The following is a 15458-nucleotide window of genomic DNA, read 5'->3' on the forward strand; positions in this document are numbered from 1 at the left end:
GTCGACAAAACGCTGAAGTGACCTAACTGGCCGCGCTATACCAGGTGTACGCGGGTGGCAGGCGGTGCGACGATGGTATTTATGGGGGACAGGGCAACTCTGTTGGAGACAGGGCGGTTTGTACAGCGTCGCGTTGATCGTCCGGACAACGCGATGAATACGGCTTTTGGCGTTGCCGCCACCGAGAACAACGAGACCACCGCCACACCTGAGACACCCGAGACGCCTGAGATCATCAAGGCGACCGAGACAGCCGAGACTGCGGGGTGTGCCGCGACCGTCGAGAGCACGGAGTTCACAGAGAGCACGGGAAGCGCCGGGGCCGAGCGGACCACCGGGATCGTCGGGGCCACGGAGACTCCCGGTGGCACCGAGAGCCCGGAGAGCGCCGAGAGCGAGGCGCGTCACCGTCGCGCCGCCGACGCCGGGGACACCGCGTCGATGAGCGTTCTCGGCGCGCTGCTGCTGCGCCGCGGCGACCTGGACGGCGCCGAACCCTATCTGCGGGGCGCCACCGCGGACGGCGACCGGGCCGCGGCCAACAACCTGGGTGTCCTGCTCCACCAGCGCGGATACACCGACGACGCGGCCGGCTGGTGGCGCATCGCCGCCGTCGCGGGGTCCGCCGCCGCCGCGCACGCGCTGGGCCGCCACTACCGCGAACGGGGCGACGAGCCCGGCGCCGAGTACTGGCTGAGGCAGTCCGCCGAGCAGGGCCACGCGCTGGGCGCGTACGCCCTGGCCGACCTGCTGGAACACCGCAGCGACGTCGGCGCGGAGCGCTGGCTGCGCGCCGCCGCCGAGCAGGGGCACCGGGAGGCCGCGTACCGCCTCGCGCGCATGCTGGACCGCAACGCCGGCGACGACCCGCACGACGCCTTCGGCCGCCCGGGGCTGGGCCCCGGCGCGGGCGACCGCTCCGGGGGGAGCGAACGGCCCGCGGCGCGCAAGGACGACGGCCCGGTGGCGGGTCCGGCGACCGGGCGGGTGGGGGAGGCCGAGCAGTGGTACCGGCAGGCCGCCGCGCGCGGCCACCGGCGTGCCGCCCTGCACCTCGGCGCCATCCTCGAACAGCGCGGCGAGCCCAAGGAGGCCGGCCGCTGGTACCTCATCTCCGCGAAGGCGGGCGAGGCGCGCGCCGCCTGTGCGCTCGGCTTCCTGCTGCGCGACGCGGGCGACGAGGAGAGCGCCGCCGTGTGGTGGCTGCGTGCCGCCCAGGACGGCGACGGGAACGCCGCCAACGCCCTGGGCGCCCTGCACGCGGCCCGCGGTGAGCAGCAGACCGCCGAGCGCTGGTACCGCGCGGCCATGGACGCGGGCGACGTCAACGGCGCCTACAACCTCGGCCTGCTCTGCGCGGCCCAGGACCGTACGCCGCAGGCCGAGCAGTGGTACCGCCGGGCCGCCTACGCGGGCCACCGTGAGGCCGCCAACGCGCTCGCCGTGCTCCTGCTCCAGGCGGGCGACGCGACCGGCGCCGAGCCCTGGTTCTCCAAGGCGGCCGAGGCGGGCAGCGTGGACGCGGCGTTCAACCTCGGCATCCTGTACGCCGGGCGCGACGAGGACCGCATGGCGTTCGTCTGGTACGAGCGCGCCGCGGCGGCCGGGCACACCGAGGCCGCCCTCCAGGTCGGCATGGCCCTGCTGCACCACGGCGAGGAGCAGGAGGCGGAGCGTCATCTGCGCTGCGCGGCCGGTGGCGGCAGCGCCGAGGCGGCCTTCCGGCTGGCCGGAGTGCTGGACTCGCGGCAGCCGCCGCCCGGCCCCCCGGCGCTCGGCGAGCCGATGCCGGAGAAGACCGAGTGCGAGGAGTGGTACGAGCGGGCCGCCGAGCAGGGCCACCGCCGTGCCCAGGTGCGGGTCGGGATGCTCGCGGCGGCCCGCGGCGACGTGGACAGCGCCGCCCGCTGGTACCGCGAGGCCGCCGAGTCCGGCAGCCGCAACGGCGCCTTCAACCTCGGGCTGCTGCTCGCCCGGGAGGGCAGCGAGCGCGAGGCCGCCCTGTGGTGGAGCCGCGCGGCGAACGACGGGCACGGCCGCGCCGCCCTGCGCCTCGCCCTGCTGGCCGCCCGCCGCGGCGAGCTGGCCGAGGGGCAGCGCTGGTGTGCGCGCGCGGTGGAGCTGGGCCCGGCGGAGGTCGCCGAACGGGCTGCCCGGCTGCGGGAGGCGCTGCACCAGGAGCTGACCGCGTAGGACGCGAGCGGTCCGGGGCGTCGTGCGAGCGGCGCCCCGGTGCCCGCCCCCGTGGGGCGCCGGAACGGATTTGCGCTGGTCGGCAGCGGTGACGTACAGTTCTAAACACAACGACGCGGGGTGGAGCAGCTCGGTAGCTCGCTGGGCTCATAACCCAGAGGTCGCAGGTTCAAATCCTGTCCCCGCTACTGAAGACAGAAGGCCGGATCCTTTCGAGGATCCGGCCTTCTGTGCATGCGTCGGTCTTCCGCGCACGCGCTGTGCGCGAGTCAGAGCTTGTGGCCCACGGCCTCCGAATACATCGCCCGGTCCACGGCCTTCGCCTCCGGCACCGGGGCCCCCTTCGACACTCCCGAGTCGGCGTACGCCTCCTGCAGCCGGTCCGTCGTGCCCTTGCGTATCTCCCAGTCCATCCGCATCGACGGGGTCGACCGCAGCGTGGCCTCGTCGGTCTTCATCAGTTTCGCCAGCTCGGTCACGAAGCCGGGATCGGACTTGTAGTCGCCGGCGAAGTAGGTGTTCACCGTCCGGATGTAGGCGCGGAGGAAGGCGACGCCCGCGTCCGGGTCCTCGTTCAGCAGCGTCGGACCGAAGAGCAGGCCGCCGAGCGGTTCGCCGACGGGCTGGCCGCCCAGGAACGCGTACTTCTTGTCGCCGTCCACCTTGCGCCAGATCGGGTCGAGCAGCCAGGCCGAGTCCACGCCGCCGTTCTGCAGTGCGGTCAGCACGTCCGCGGAGCCGAGCTGCTGGAAACTGATCCGGTCGAGGCCGCCGCCGTGCTTCTTCAGGGAGGTGTCCATCGGGTACGCGATGACCGAGCCCTTGCCGATCATGGTGCCCAGCTTCCGGCCCGCCATCTCGACGTGATCGGCGCTCTCGCCGTCCTTGAGGCGCACCCACAGGCCGCTCTTGGAGGTGGGGTCGGGGGAGAAGTTCCCCGCGACCCACTTGATGTCGAAGCCGCCGTTGACGCCGTTCATCACGGCTGCCTCGGGGGCCGCCCACTGGGCGTCCACGTCGCCCCTGGCGAGCAGCGGCAGGGCGTCCGGGGTGGGCAGCACCTTCAGTTCGACGTCCAGGCCCTCCTTCGCGAACTCGCCCTTCGCCACCGCGACCTGGAGCGGAGCGACGTACTCCGCGCTCAGGGTGCCGGTGGCCACGGTGATCTTCCGTTTCCCGGCCAGGGGCCGGGCCGCCGGGGCGCCCTTGTCGCAGCGGGCCGCCTTCCGGTCGGGGGCGAGGTCGGCCGGGTCGGTCCAGCTCCCGGTGCCGCAGCCCGCGACGGGTTTCACGGCGCGCGGCGCGGCGGCGGTGGTGTCGCCGCCGGAGTCGTGCCCGGCGCAGCCCGCGGCGCCGAGCAGGGATGCCGTGACGAGCACGACGGTGCGGGTGATGCGGGTGTGGATACGCACAGTGCCTCCGTACGAAGAGCGTGGGGAGCCGTTCAGGACCGGCCGCGGCCGCGGTCGCGCGGGGCCCACGGCGTGAGCAGCCGTCCGGCGATCCGCACCACTTCGGAGAAGACGACACCGAGGACGGCCACGCACACGATGCCGACGAACATCACGTCGTTCTGGAACAGTGCCCGGGAGTCGAAGATCAGATGGCCGAGACCGTCGGCCGCGGCGATCTGTTCGGAGGCGACGATGACGAGCACCGCCACTCCCGCCGCGATCCGTGCCCCGACCAGTACCGCGGGCAGCGAGGCGGGCAGCAGGACATGGCGGAACATCTGCCAGGGCGAGGCGCCGAAGACCTGACCGGCGTCACGGTGCCCGGCCGGGACGGCGAGCACGGCCGCCATGGTGGAGATCCAGACGAAGAAGAAGACGGTCGCGGCGACCAGGGCGATCTGTGGCCCTTCGCCGAGGCCGAACATGTTGAGGAAGACGGGCAGCAGGGCCAGCTTCGGCACGACGTACAGGGCGTCGAGCAACGGTTCCAGAGCCGCCCGTACGAGGGAGAGCGAGCCCATCAGCAGCCCGAGCGCGTATCCCGCGACGGTGCCGATCGCATAGCCGCCGAGGACCCGCTTGAGCGTGGCCCATACGTCCGGCCACAGTTCACCGGCGCCCGCCCGGTCCAGGCCGTCCGCCAGGATGGTGGAGGGGGCGGGGTAGACCCGGGCGTCGATCCAGGACTGCGCGGCGGCCAGCTGCCAGAGCAGCACGAGGAGCAGCGGCACGGCGACGGCGAGCGTGATCTCCAGGGCGCGGCGCCTGCGGTGGGTGCGTGCCGGACGCAGCTCCTGCGGGCCCGGCCTGCGGATCAGAAGGCCCTCGTCGGGCTTCGTCGTGTTCACGGTGACGGTCATGCCGGGACCGCCTCCCGGTGCACCTCGCCACGCAGGAGTTCCCACAACTCGCTCTTCAGCGAGGTGAATTCGGGTGCCGACCGGACCGTGCCGGTGCGCGGCCGGCCGAACGGCGGGCGGCGCTCGGCGATGATCCGCCCCGGTCTGGCGGACATCACCAGCACCCTGTCCCCGAGCACGATCGCCTCTTCGAGGCTGTGGGTGATGAAGAGGGTGGTGGTACGGGTGGTCTGGGTGAGGTCGAGCAGCTCGTCCTGGAGGATGGTGCGCAGCTGGGCGTCGAGCGCCGCGAACGGCTCGTCCATCAGCAGGATCTCGGGTTCGACGGCGAGGGCGCGGGCGATCGCGACCCGCTGCCGCATTCCGCCGGAGAGGGCGGCCGGGTACGCCCCCGCGAAGTCGGAGAGCCCCATCCGGGCCAGCCAGTCGCGGGCCCTGGCGTCGGCCTCCTTGCGTGGCGTGCGCTGGATGTCGAGACCGAACCGGACATTGGCGAGCACGGTCTTCCAGTCGTAGATGCCGTAGTCCTGGAAGATCATCGCCGCCGGACGGGGCGAGGCCGTACGGATGGACAGCTCGCCGGAGCTGGGGCGGAGCAGCCCGGCGGCGATCCTGAGCAGGGTGGACTTGCCGCATCCGGACGGGCCGACGACGCAGGTGAACTCGCCCGGCGCGACGGAGAGATCGAGCGGACCGAGGGCGGACAGGGCCTTGGCGCCGCGCCCGAACGAGCGGGTGAGCGCTTCGGCGTGGAGTTTGGGACGGGTGGCTGCGGTGGCGGGTGGGGTCGGGTGCGGATCTCCCACGGGTCTCTCCTCGGGCGTATCGAGGTGCGGATCCGCCGCGGGGCGGACGTGATCGCCGCAGACGATATGACTACCCGTCAGATTCGGGAAGGGGGTGCGCACATGCCGGTGGCGGGGAGGTGTGTCGCCCTGCGTGCGGGATCACGCGAAAGGCCCCGGCGCGAATGACGCTCGCACCGGGGCCTTCGTCGTGAGGAGCGGCTCGGCTCAGCCCGTCGCCGCGCAGTTCGGGCAGATGCCGCGGTAGGTCACCTCGACGCCGGAGACCGTGAAGCCGAAGCGCTCGTCGCTCGGCAGGTCCGCCATGGGGTCGCCGGCCGGGTGCACGTCGCGGATCGTGCCGCAGCTCGCGCAGACCAGGTGGTGGTGGGGCCGGTGCGCGTTCGGGTCGTACCGCTTGGCGCGGCGGTCCGTGGAGACCTCGATGACCTCGCCGAGCGTCACCATCTCGCCGAGGGTGTTGTAGACGGTGGCGCGGGAGATCTCGGGCAGCTTGGCCACGGCCCGGGCGTGGACCTCGTCGGCCGTCAGGTGCACATGGTCCCCGTCGAGGACCTCGGCCACGACGCGCCGCTGCGCAGTCATGCGCCAGCCGCGTCCGCGAAGTCGTTCCAACAGGTCACTCATAGAAACAAGCCTAACAGTGGTGGGACCAGGTCCCGAACGGGTGTGACTTTGGATGTTCGCTTGACTTGGACTAAGTCCATTGTAGGATCGGCACCGGCATACGCCAAGGGACAGGCTGTGCAGTTCAAGACGAATGTGCAGGAACGACGCAGGAGGCGCACGTGACGCAGGGACCGCTCACCACGGAGGCCGGCGCGCCGGTCGCCGACAACCAGAACAGCCAGACCGCGGGCGTCGGCGGTCCCGTCCTGGTGCAGGACCAGTCGCTGCTGGAGAAGCTCGCGCATTTCAACCGCGAGCGCATTCCGGAGCGCATCGTGCACGCCCGCGGCGCCGGCGCGTACGGCACGTTCACACTGACCCGTGACGTCTCGCAGTGGACCCGGGCCAAGTTCCTCTCCGAGGTCGGCAAGCAGACCGAGACCTTCCTGCGCTTCTCGACCGTCGCGGGCAACCTCGGCTCGGCCGACGCGGTGCGCGACCCCCGCGGTTTCGCGCTGAAGTTCTACACCGAAGAGGGCAACTACGACCTCGTCGGCAACAACACCCCGGTGTTCTTCATCAAGGACGCCATCAAGTTCCCCGACTTCATCCACACCCAGAAGCGCGACCCGTACACCGGCTCGCAGGAGGCGGACAACGTCTGGGACTTCTGGGGTCTGTCGCCCGAGTCCACCCACCAGGTGACCTGGCTCTTCGGCGACCGGGGCATCCCGGCCACCCTGCGTCACATGAACGGCTACGGCTCGCACACGTACCAGTGGAACAACGAGGCCGGCGAGGTCTTCTGGGTCAAGTACCACTTCAAGACCGACCAGGGCATCAAGAACCTCACCCAGGCCGAGGCCAACAAGCTCGCGGGTGAGGACCCGGACAGCCACCAGCGCGATCTGCGCGAGGCGATCGAGCGCGGCGACTTCCCGTCCTGGACGGTGCAGGTCCAGATCATGCCGGCGGCCGAGGCGGCCACGTACCGCTTCAACCCGTTCGACCTGACCAAGGTGTGGCCGCACGAGGACTACCCGCCGATCGAGATCGGGAAGCTGGAGCTCAACCGGAACCCGGAGAACATCTTCGCGGAGACCGAGCAGTCGATCTTCAGCCCCGCGCACTTCGTACCGGGCATCGGCCCGTCCCCCGACAAGATGCTCCAGGGCCGACTCTTCGCGTACGGCGACGCCCACCGCTACCGCGTCGGCATCAACGCCGACCACCTGCCGGTGAACCGCCCGCACGCCACCGAGGCGCGTACCAACAGCCGGGACGGCTACCTGTACGACGGCCGCCACAAGGGCGCGAAGAACTACGAGCCGAACAGCTTCGGCGGTCCTGCCCAGACCGACCGCCCGCTGTGGGAGCCCACCACCGTCACCGGCGAGGTCGCCACGCACGCGGCCCCGAGCCACGCCGAGGACAACGACTTCGTACAGGCCGGAAACCTCTACCGGCTCTACTCCGAGGACGAGAAGGCCCGGCTGATCGACAACCTCGCCGGGTTCATCGCCAAGGTCTCGCGCGACGACATCGCCGAGCGCGCGATCAACAACTTCCGCCAGGCGGACGGCGACTTCGGCAAGCGTCTGGAGGCCGCGGTCCAGGCCCTTCGCGGCTGATCCGGACGGCTGCCGTCGGCGGTGGGCCGGTCTCTCCTCCGGGGAGGCCGGCCCACCGGTCGTTCGGGGGGCTCAGCCGATGAGCTCGGCGTGGTGGCGGCGCCGGGTGGGCGCCCAGCAGCGCAGGATGTCGCGGACGGAGACGATGCCCACGGGGCCGTGGCCGTCCAGCACGATCAGATGCCGGAACCCGCCGTGTGTCATGGCCGCCGCGGCCTCCTCCAGGGTCCAGGTGGGCGCGGCGAAGACCACATCGGTGGTGGTGTGGCCGGCGACGGTCTCGACGTCCGGATCCTGTCCGGAGCCGACCGCGTCGAGTACGTCGCGTTCGGTGAGGATGCCGAGCCCGCTGTCGTCCTGGTCGAGTACGACCGCGGCCCCGACATGGCGGACCGACATCAGCCGGGCGGCCTGGCGGAGCGTATGGGCGGGCCCGATGGTGAGGACCAGCGTGCTCATGGCGTCACGGACGAGCATGAAGGGAGCCACCTCCTTGGTGAAACGACCGTGTGAGTCGATTCACAAATTCACAAGCGGGGGGACTCTCAGAGTTGCACCGATACGGGGACGGAACAAGGGGGGACGAAGCTCCCCCAGGAGCGCGACGGCGCGCGACGCCCCCGGGGGGAACACGATCCCGGCGTGCGAGCCGGTTCAGTGGCACCGGCTCAGTAACGCAGGCTCAGTGGCGCCGGCTCAGTAACGCAGGCTCAGTAGCGCTGGTTCAGATAGCCGAGCAGCTCGTGGTGGAGCAGTCCGTTCGAGGCCGCCGCGTTGCCGCCGCCGGGGCCGGAGACCCCGTCCAGGCTGGTGAACTTCCCGCCCGCCTCCTGGACGACGATCGCGTTGGCGGCCATGTCCCAGAGCGAGAGCTCCGGCTCCGCGCAGATGTCCACCGAGCCCTCGGCGACCATCATGTACGGCCAGAAGTCCCCGTACCCGCGAGTGCGCCAGCAGGCCCGGGTCAGGTCCAGGAACCCGTCGAGGCGGCCCTGCTCCTCCCAGCCGCTCAGCGAGGCGTACGCGAACGAGGAGTCCGCGATCCGCTCCACCTTCGACACCTGGAGCCGGGTCGCGGAGGTCAGACTGCGGCCGGTGTACGCGCCGGCGCCCTTGGCCGCCCACCAGCGCCGGTTCAGCGCGGGGGCCGACACCACGCCGACCACCGGCTGGAACCCGTCCTCACCGGCCTCCATCAGCGAGATCAGCGTCGCCCAGACGGGCACGCCGCGCACGTAGTTCTTGGTGCCGTCGATCGGGTCGATGACCCAGCGGCGCGGGCCGGTTCCCTCAATACCGAACTCCTCGCCCAGAATCGCGTCACGCGGGCGGGCCCGATGGAGGTGGCCGCGGATCAGTTCCTCGGCGGCCTTGTCGGCCTCGCTCACCGGAGTCATGTCCGGCTTGGTCTCGACCTTGAGGTCGAGGGCCTTGAACCGGTCCATCGTCGCCGCGTCGGCGGCGTCCGCCAGTACATGGGCAAGGCGCAGATCATCGTGGTAATCGGGCATGCCGTCACAGTATCGACCGAAGGTGAACAGAGCCACACGCCCGGGAGCCGCACGCCCAGGAGCCGCACGCCCCGGGAGCCGCACGTGCCGGGACCCACGCGGACCATTGACAGTCCCCGGGGCCGCGCCGACGCTGGGACGCGGAGCCCTCGGCGCGGGAGGCGACGATGCCCACAGCGCGGGAAGTACTGCTGGACGCCGCCCTCTCGGCGCTGGCGACCCTGCCCTGGACGTCGGTGCGCATGGTCGACGTGGCCTCCGCCGCCGGGGTCTCCCGGCAGACCCTCCACAACGAGTTCGGCGGCAAGGACGGCCTGGCCCGCGCCCTGGTGCGGGACGCCGTCGACGGCTATCTGGCCGGGGTCGAGCGCGCGCTGGGAACGGCCGGCGGTACAGCGGACAGGCTGGCCGCCACCGCCGCCTGGACCGTCCGGGCCGTACGGACGAACGTGCTGGTCAAGGCGTTGCTCACCGGCTGCTGGAACGAGCGGTTACCCCGCCCGGGCCCCCTCGTGGCCGGCTGCCCGGACCCGTTGCCCGGCCCCCGGAGCGCCGATCCCGGCCCGCCGACCCCCGCCGAACTGCTCCGCCGGGCCGGCGAACGCGCGGTGGCCGCCCTCGACAGCGAGCGCGCGGTGGCCGCCCTCGACGGCGAAGGGCCGCCGCACGACCCGGAGGCCCTCGCCATGACCTGCGAGATCGCGCTGCGGCTCGCCCTGAGCTACGCGCTGGTGCCCGCCCCGTCGGGAACCGGGGGAGAGCCGGCGCCGCTGGTGCGCCACGTGGTGGCGCGGGCGCCGGACGCGGTCAGTGGGACGAGCCCGACAGCTGGAGCCCGATCACCCCGAGGATCACCAGGGAGATCGACACCAGCTTGAGCGTGGAGACCACGTCGTCGAGGAAGACCATGCCGTAGATCGCGGTGCCCGCCGCGCCGATGCCCGTCCACACGGCATAGGCGGGGCCCACGTCGAGCTTCTTCAGCGACATCGTCAGCAGGCCGAAGCTGCCGAGGGCGAAGACGCAGAACGCGATGGTCGGCCAGAGCCGGGTGAAGCCGTGCGAGAGTTTCAGACAGACGGCGAAGCCGGTCTCCAGAAGTCCTGCGACCACGACCAGCAGCCACGCCATCGTCAGTGCCCTCCCACGTCGGTGACCGCCTTGCCACACTGAATGTGATTATGCATTTACCGGTGACAGCAGATCGCAAACGTGTCCCGGTCAGTCGCCTTCGCGCCGCTCCCGGGTGGAGAGCAACCGGTGCAGCGAGTCCAGCCGGGCCGGATCGGCGTGGCCGTCCGCCACCCAGGCGGCCAGGGCGCATTCCGGTGCCTGGCTGTCGTGGGTGCAGCCGCGCGGGCACTCCTCGGTGCCCGGCTCCAGGTCCGGGAACGCGTGGATCACCCGGGACGGGTCGATGTGGTTGAGCCCGAAGGAGCGCACACCGGGGGTGTCGATCACCCAGCCCCGGTAGTCCGGCAGCGGCAGCGCCAGCGCCGATGTGGTGGTGTGCCGGCCGCGCCCGGTGACCGCGTTGACCACGCCCGTCGTACGCCGGCGGTCCTTCGGCACCAGCGCGTTGACCAGCGTGGTCTTGCCGACGCCGGAGTGTCCGACGAAGGCGGTGACCCGGTCGTTCAGCTGCTCGCGGACCCGCTCCGCCGCGTCGCCGTTCTCCAGCTCCTCGCGGCTGGTCACGATGAACGGAACACCCAGCGGGGTGTACGCCTCCAGCAGCTTGTCCGGGGAGGCCAGGTCGGACTTGGTGAGGACGAGGAGCGGGGAGAGCCCGCCGTCGTACGCCGCGACCAGGCAGCGGTCGATCATCCTGGGCCGGGGCTCCGGATCGGCCAGGGCGGTCACGATCGCCAGCTGGTCCGCGTTGGCCACGACCACCCGCTCGAACGGATCGTCGTCGTCCGCCGTCCGGCGCAGTACCGAGCGGCGCGTACCGATGCGGACGATGCGCGCGAGGGTGTCCTTGTCGCCGGAGAGATCACCGACGATGGAGACGGTGTCACCCACCACGGCGGCCTTCCGGCCCAGCTCACGGGCCTTCATCGCCATGACCGTACGACCGTCGACGAGACAGGTGAGGCGGCCCCGGTCGACGGTGAGGACCATGCCCTCCTCGGCGTCCTCGTGCTTCGGGCGGGTATGGGTGCGAGGCCGGTTGCCCTTCGGGTTGGGGCGGAACCGGATGTCGTCCTCGTCGGGGTTCTTGCCGTAGCGGCGCATGTCTCAGGCCCCGAGCATTCCGGTCCACATCTGCGGGAAGTCCGGCAGGGTCTTGGCGGTCGTCGCCACGTTCTCGATCTCCACTCCGGGTACGGCAAGGCCGATGATCGACCCCGCGGTCGCCATCCGGTGGTCGTCGTACGTATGGAAGGTACCGCCGTGCAGCGGACGGGGCCGGATGTGGAGGCCGTCGGCGGTCTCGGTGACGTCGCCGCCCAGCTCGTTGATCTCCTTGGTGAGCGCGGCCAGCCGGTCCGTCTCGTGCAGCCGCAGGTGGGCTACCCCGCTCAGGGTGGACGGCGAATCGGCCAGGGCCGCGACCGCCGCGATGCCCGGCGTCAGCTCGCCGACCTCGCCGAGATCGACGTCGATGCCGTGGATCCGGCCCGAACCGGTGAAGGTGAGACCGCGCTCGGTCAGCTCGCAGCTGCCGCCCATCGCGGTGAAGATCTCCCGCAGCGCGTCGCCGGGCTGGGTGGTGCGCTCGGGCCAGTCCGGGACGGTGACCCGGCCGCCGGTGACCAGCGCGGCCGCGAGGAAGGGCTGGGCGTTGGAGAGGTCGGGCTCGATGGTCAGGTCACGGCCGAGCAGGGCGGAGTGGGAGACCCGCCAGACGTTCGGCTCGCCGCCCGTCTCCGGCTCGTCGACCTGCGCGCCGACCGCCCGCAGCATGTCGACGGTCATCCGGATGTGCGGCATGGAGGGGAGCCGGGCGCCGGTGTGACGCACCTCCACCCCCTGGTTGAAGCGCGGCGCCGACAGCAGCAGCGCCGAGACGAACTGGGAGGACGAGGAGGCGTCGATCGCCACCGGGCCGCCGTCCAGCGCACCGCTGCCGTGCACGGTCATCGGGAGCGAGCCGCGTCCTTCGTCGTCGATCCGGGCACCGAGCACCCGCAGCGCGTCGATCACCCCGGTCAGCGGGCGCTCGTACGAACGCGGGTCGCCGTCGAAGCGGACCGGGCCGTCGGCCAGGGCCGCGACCGGCGGCAGGAAGCGCATGACCGTGCCGGCGTTGCCGACGTCGACGGTGGTGGGGCCGTGCAGCCCGGCCGGGATGACCCGCCAGGCCTCGCCGGAGCCGTCCGGACCGACGCCCTCCTCGATGCCGACGCCCATCGAACGCAGCGCCTCGGCCATCAGCAGGGTGTCGCGGGAGCGCAGCGGGCGGCGCAGCCAGCCGGGCTCGGCGGCGAGCGCGGCGAGCACCAGCGCGCGATTGGTGACCGACTTCGATCCGGGCACGGTGACGGTCGCGTCGACCGCCCCGGTTGCATGCGGGGCGGGCCAGAGAGCGGGGTGCACGGAGCTTTCGGTCATGGATCTCACTTTAGACCGCCCGGCAATCGGGGAGTGGCGTCGCGGGACCGGGTGCGGGCATCCGTGGCGTTGCCGTCTGCCACCCCGGCTCCGCCGTGCCCGGCCCGCCCCGCAGGCGCACGCACCCGGCGTCGCTCCTTCGTCCACCCCCGGCTGCCGGGCGGTCCCGACGGTCCCGACGCGGGCGGTCGGAGCCGTCGCGGGCCGCCGCGCGCCCCGTATGTCTCACATGCCGAGCAGCCAGCGCCCGCCGCCGATCAGCGAGCAGAGCGACACCGCGTGGAAGAGGAAGAGCCAGAGCGCGGCCGGTACGTCCGTCAGCCGCGACAACTGGTCCGCGTCCGAGTCCGGCGCTCCACCGTGCCGCCGCTTGGACTGGAGCTCGAAGGCCGGGCGCACGCCGCCGAGCAGCAGGAACCAGACCACGGTGTACGCGAACAGCGACTGCCAGGCGGGTGAGGCCAGCCAGGACACCAGCAGGAACGCCGAACCGGTGAGGATCACCGTCAGCGCCCCGTAGACGTTGCGGATCATCACCAGCATCGCCGCGAGCAGGGCGGTGGCCACCCACAGCAGCAGCGTGATCCGGCCGTCGACCAGCAGCCACGCGCCGCCCAGCCCCAGCAGCGGCGGGGCGGTGTAGCCGGCGGCCGCGGTGAGGACCATGCCGATGCCGGTCGGTCTGCCACGGCTGACGGTCAGGCCGCTGGTGTCCGAGTGCAGCCGGATGCCGGACAGCTGCCGGCCGGTGAGCAGCGCGATCAGCCCGTGGCCGCCCTCGTGCGCGATGGTGATCGCGTTGCGGGTCAGCCGCCAGAGCGGGTTCGGCACGACGGCGATCAGCGCGAGCGTGCCGGTCACCACCACCAGCCACTGCTCGGGGGCGGGCTGGGTGCCGAACACGCGGTCCCACAGATTGCCCAGTTCGGTGCTGTCCATGGCGCGGGCGGCTCCTTGCGGTGTCGGCTTGCGGTATCGGCGTCCTGCCGGTGTGGCGGTCGTGGCAGTCTGGCACTCATGTGCGGACGGTATTCAGCGAGTCGGCGGCCCGAGGACCTGACCGGACTCTTCCAGGTCGAGAAGTGGGAGCCGGCCGAGGCCCTGGCGCCCGATTGGAACGTGGCGCCCACCAAGGAGGTCTACGCCGTACTGGAGCGTCCTGTGAAAGACGCAGACGACCAGCGTCCGGTTCGCCAGATGCGCGCCCTGAAATGGGGACTCGTGCCGTCCTGGGCGAAGTCCCCGGAGGGGGCGGCGCGGATGATCAACGCCCGCGCGGAGACCGTCCACGAGAAGCCGTCCTTCCGCCGTCCCTTCGTCTCCCGGCGCTGCATCCTGCCCGCCGACGGCTATTACGAGTGGGTCACCGGCGCGGACGAACGGCAGCTGGAGGAGAAGGGGAGGAAGAAGCGCCCGCGCAAACAGCCGTACTTCGTGACCCCCGCCGACGGGTCGGTCTTCGCGATGGCCGGGCTGTACGAGTTCTGGCGCGACCGGACCCTGCCCGACGACCACCCGATGGCCTGGTGGGTGACGTGCACGGTGATCACCACCGAGGCGGAGACCACCCCGCTCGCCGTCGCCCCCGCGGACGGCCCGGCTGCGCTCGCCGACATCCACCCCCGGATGCCGCTGATGCTGACGCCGGACCGCTGGGACGACTGGCTCGACCCGTCCCGCACCGACGTCGAGGAGCTGAAGGCGCTGCTCGCCCCGCCGCCGGGCGGGCTGATGCGGGCCTACCCGGTGGCCACGGCCGTCAGCAACGTCCGCAACAACGGGCCCGAACTGCTGGAAGAACTGGCCGCGCCGGAGGTGGGCACCCTCTTCTGAGCTCCCTGCGGGGGGAAGATGGGGCGCGTGACCACTGAAGAGACGGGCCGCGGGGCCGGGACCGCCGAAACTGCCGACACCGATGCCGGACCGGCCAGGATCACCTGGTTCCCGGCGGCCGGTACGACGAAGGCGGCGGGCGCCCGCCTGGTGCTCGCCCTCGGCCATGGTGCGGGCGGCGGCATCGAGGCCCGCGACCTGCGGGCCCTGGCCGCCGTGCTGCCCGCCCACGGGGTGACCGTCGCCCTGGTGGAGCAGCCGTGGCGGGTCGCCGGGAAGCGGCTCGCGCCCGCCCCGAAGACCCTGGACACCGGGTGGCGGGGGCTGTGGCCCGCGCTCACCGCCGCCGGGCTGCCCGTCGTCGCGGGCGGGCGGAGCGCCGGGGCCCGGGTGGCCTGCCGGACCGCCGCGGAGCTCGGCGCCCACGCCGTGCTCGCGCTGAGCTTCCCGCTGCACCCACCGGGCAGGCCGGAGAAGTCCCGTGCGGACGAACTGCTCGGCGCCGGAGTGCCGGCGCTCGTCGTGCAGGGCGGCCACGATCCGTTCGGGCGGCCCGCCGAATTCCCTCCGGGAGAGTACGGACTGACCGAAGTTCCGTACGCCGACCACGGGTTCGCCGTCCCGAAGAAGGCCGGGCCGAGCCAGGACGAGGCGATGGAGATCCTCACCGGCGCGGTGACCGGATGGCTGTCCGCCCTCGTGTGACGCGCATGACGGCTGTCCGTCCTCGTGTGATGTACGCCCCGGGAATGTTGGGCGAGGGGCCACTGTTGTCGGTGTCATCGGTACATCAACGTCGTACGTGGAGAGGGAGTCCGTCGCATGGGTTCGACCATCTGCCCGCGCCGCTCGAACGCCGCTGACCTGGAGTGGACGGTGCTGCATGCGGCCAGGACCACTCCCGAGCGGGCCCAGGGCGGATCGGATCGACAGCCCGTCTCGAAGCAAGGTCGACTATTCTCCGATTCGAGCGGGTCCGGTTTCGGCTCCGCCACAGCGTTGG

At 71.9% G+C, this 15458-nt stretch carries 15 protein-coding genes and 1 tRNA gene; 6 read left to right on the forward strand and 10 right to left on the reverse strand.

The genetic code is table 11. The features are described 5' to 3' along the window. Nucleotides 1-72: 72 nt before the first annotated feature. Complete coding sequence (locus ACGF8B_RS05450) at nucleotides 73-2193, forward strand: tetratricopeptide repeat protein (protein WP_392735004.1); 2121 nt, start codon at nucleotides 73-75, stop codon at nucleotides 2191-2193. A gap of 114 nt (nucleotides 2194-2307) precedes the next feature. Further along, nucleotides 2308-2381: transfer RNA gene (locus ACGF8B_RS05455), tRNA-Met, on the forward strand. An 81-nt stretch (nucleotides 2382-2462) separates the two neighbouring features. Here the strand turns inward: ACGF8B_RS05455 and ACGF8B_RS05460 are convergent. The 4 genes from ACGF8B_RS05460 to ACGF8B_RS05475 all read right to left on the reverse strand — a co-directional run bounded on the left by ACGF8B_RS05460 (nucleotide 2463) and on the right by ACGF8B_RS05475 (nucleotide 5940). Further along, nucleotides 2463-3605, reverse strand: coding sequence for an ABC transporter substrate-binding protein (locus ACGF8B_RS05460; RefSeq protein ID WP_392735006.1), 1143 nt, complete (start codon nucleotides 3603-3605; stop codon nucleotides 2463-2465). A 32-nt stretch (nucleotides 3606-3637) separates the two neighbouring features. Then, the gene (locus tag ACGF8B_RS05465; RefSeq protein WP_392735008.1) at nucleotides 3638-4507 is read right to left on the reverse strand and encodes an ABC transporter permease; all 870 of its coding nucleotides are present in this window, start codon (nucleotides 4505-4507) and stop codon (nucleotides 3638-3640) included. Then, complete coding sequence (locus tag ACGF8B_RS05470; RefSeq protein ID WP_392735010.1) at nucleotides 4504-5313, reverse strand: ABC transporter ATP-binding protein; 810 nt, start codon at nucleotides 5311-5313, stop codon at nucleotides 4504-4506. The genes ACGF8B_RS05465 and ACGF8B_RS05470 overlap by 4 nt, the downstream gene beginning before the upstream one ends. Before the next feature lie 207 nt (nucleotides 5314-5520). Further along, entirely contained in the window at nucleotides 5521-5940 is a 420-nt protein-coding gene (locus tag ACGF8B_RS05475; RefSeq protein WP_266912408.1) for a Fur family transcriptional regulator, read from the reverse strand. A gap of 161 nt (nucleotides 5941-6101) precedes the next feature. Here ACGF8B_RS05475 and ACGF8B_RS05480 point away from each other — a divergent pair, with 161 nt between their 5' ends. Beyond that, nucleotides 6102-7553, forward strand: coding sequence for a catalase (locus ACGF8B_RS05480; RefSeq protein WP_392735012.1), 1452 nt, complete (start codon nucleotides 6102-6104; stop codon nucleotides 7551-7553). A gap of 72 nt (nucleotides 7554-7625) precedes the next feature. Here ACGF8B_RS05480 and ACGF8B_RS05485 read toward each other — a convergent pair whose 3' ends face one another. Together ACGF8B_RS05485 and hisN are read right to left on the reverse strand one after the other, a co-directional pair. Continuing rightward, nucleotides 7626-8030: a cyclic nucleotide-binding/CBS domain-containing protein gene (locus ACGF8B_RS05485; protein ID WP_392735014.1), complete on the reverse strand. Its 405-nt coding sequence runs from the start codon at nucleotides 8028-8030 to the stop codon at nucleotides 7626-7628. A gap of 233 nt (nucleotides 8031-8263) precedes the next feature. Beyond that, entirely contained in the window at nucleotides 8264-9064 is an 801-nt protein-coding gene (gene hisN, locus ACGF8B_RS05490) for a histidinol-phosphatase (RefSeq protein ID WP_266912402.1), read from the reverse strand. Between the two features lie 167 nt (nucleotides 9065-9231). Here hisN and ACGF8B_RS05495 point away from each other — a divergent pair, with 167 nt between their 5' ends. After that, a complete protein-coding gene (locus tag ACGF8B_RS05495) occupies nucleotides 9232-9942 on the forward strand; it encodes a TetR/AcrR family transcriptional regulator (protein WP_392735016.1) in 711 nt (236 codons plus the stop codon). Here ACGF8B_RS05495 and ACGF8B_RS05500 read toward each other — a convergent pair. The 4 genes from ACGF8B_RS05500 to ACGF8B_RS05515 all read right to left on the reverse strand — a co-directional run bounded on the left by ACGF8B_RS05500 (nucleotide 9872) and on the right by ACGF8B_RS05515 (nucleotide 13561). Beyond that, a complete protein-coding gene (locus ACGF8B_RS05500; RefSeq protein ID WP_266414540.1) occupies nucleotides 9872-10195 on the reverse strand; it encodes a multidrug efflux SMR transporter in 324 nt (107 codons plus the stop codon). The genes ACGF8B_RS05495 and ACGF8B_RS05500 overlap by 71 nt on opposite strands. A 90-nt stretch (nucleotides 10196-10285) precedes the next feature. Continuing rightward, a complete protein-coding gene (gene rsgA, locus ACGF8B_RS05505) occupies nucleotides 10286-11302 on the reverse strand; it encodes a ribosome small subunit-dependent GTPase A (protein WP_392735018.1) in 1017 nt (338 codons plus the stop codon). A gap of 3 nt (nucleotides 11303-11305) precedes the next feature. Further along, nucleotides 11306-12622, reverse strand: a complete 1317-nt coding sequence (gene aroA / locus ACGF8B_RS05510; protein WP_259928747.1) for a 3-phosphoshikimate 1-carboxyvinyltransferase — start codon at nucleotides 12620-12622, stop codon at nucleotides 11306-11308. A gap of 225 nt (nucleotides 12623-12847) precedes the next feature. Then, a complete protein-coding gene (locus ACGF8B_RS05515; RefSeq protein WP_392735020.1) occupies nucleotides 12848-13561 on the reverse strand; it encodes a M50 family metallopeptidase in 714 nt (237 codons plus the stop codon). 78 nt (nucleotides 13562-13639) lie between these two features. On the opposite strand from ACGF8B_RS05515, the gene ACGF8B_RS05520 reads away from it, so the two are divergent. Continuing rightward, entirely contained in the window at nucleotides 13640-14455 is an 816-nt protein-coding gene (locus ACGF8B_RS05520) for an SOS response-associated peptidase (RefSeq protein WP_392735022.1), read from the forward strand. Nucleotides 14456-14473: 18 nt separating this feature from the next. Continuing rightward, nucleotides 14474-15160, forward strand: a complete 687-nt coding sequence (locus tag ACGF8B_RS05525) for an alpha/beta family hydrolase (RefSeq protein WP_392735024.1) — start codon at nucleotides 14474-14476, stop codon at nucleotides 15158-15160. The last annotated feature ends 298 nt before the right edge of the window (nucleotides 15161-15458 follow it).

Origin of the sequence: Streptomyces sp. NPDC047917 (assembly GCF_043204345.1) — a bacterium.
Classification (GTDB): domain Bacteria; phylum Actinomycetota; class Actinomycetes; order Streptomycetales; family Streptomycetaceae; genus Streptomyces; species Streptomyces sanglieri.

Excerpts from the sequence above, each read along its gene's own strand:
- hisN (WP_266912402.1), bottom strand. The coding sequence starts at position 9,064 with ATGCCCGATTACCACGATGATCTGCGCCTTGCCCATGTACTGGCGGAC.
- ACGF8B_RS05500 (WP_266414540.1), bottom strand. The coding sequence starts at position 10,195 with ATGGCGTGGCTGCTGGTCGTGGTCGCAGGACTTCTGGAGACCGGCTTC.
- rsgA (WP_392735018.1), bottom strand. The coding sequence starts at position 11,302 with ATGCGCCGCTACGGCAAGAACCCCGACGAGGACGACATCCGGTTCCGC.
- ACGF8B_RS05515 (WP_392735020.1), bottom strand. The coding sequence starts at position 13,561 with ATGGACAGCACCGAACTGGGCAATCTGTGGGACCGCGTGTTCGGCACC.
- ACGF8B_RS05475 (WP_266912408.1), bottom strand. The coding sequence starts at position 5,940 with ATGAGTGACCTGTTGGAACGACTTCGCGGACGCGGCTGGCGCATGACT.
- ACGF8B_RS05450 (WP_392735004.1), top strand. The coding sequence starts at position 73 with ATGGTATTTATGGGGGACAGGGCAACTCTGTTGGAGACAGGGCGGTTT.
- ACGF8B_RS05525 (WP_392735024.1), top strand. The coding sequence starts at position 14,474 with ATGGGGCGCGTGACCACTGAAGAGACGGGCCGCGGGGCCGGGACCGCC.
- ACGF8B_RS05495 (WP_392735016.1), top strand. The coding sequence starts at position 9,232 with ATGCCCACAGCGCGGGAAGTACTGCTGGACGCCGCCCTCTCGGCGCTG.
- aroA (WP_259928747.1), bottom strand. The coding sequence starts at position 12,622 with ATGACCGAAAGCTCCGTGCACCCCGCTCTCTGGCCCGCCCCGCATGCA.
- ACGF8B_RS05485 (WP_392735014.1), bottom strand. The coding sequence starts at position 8,030 with ATGCTCGTCCGTGACGCCATGAGCACGCTGGTCCTCACCATCGGGCCC.
- ACGF8B_RS05520 (WP_392735022.1), top strand. The coding sequence starts at position 13,640 with ATGTGCGGACGGTATTCAGCGAGTCGGCGGCCCGAGGACCTGACCGGA.
- ACGF8B_RS05465 (WP_392735008.1), bottom strand. The coding sequence starts at position 4,507 with ATGACCGTCACCGTGAACACGACGAAGCCCGACGAGGGCCTTCTGATC.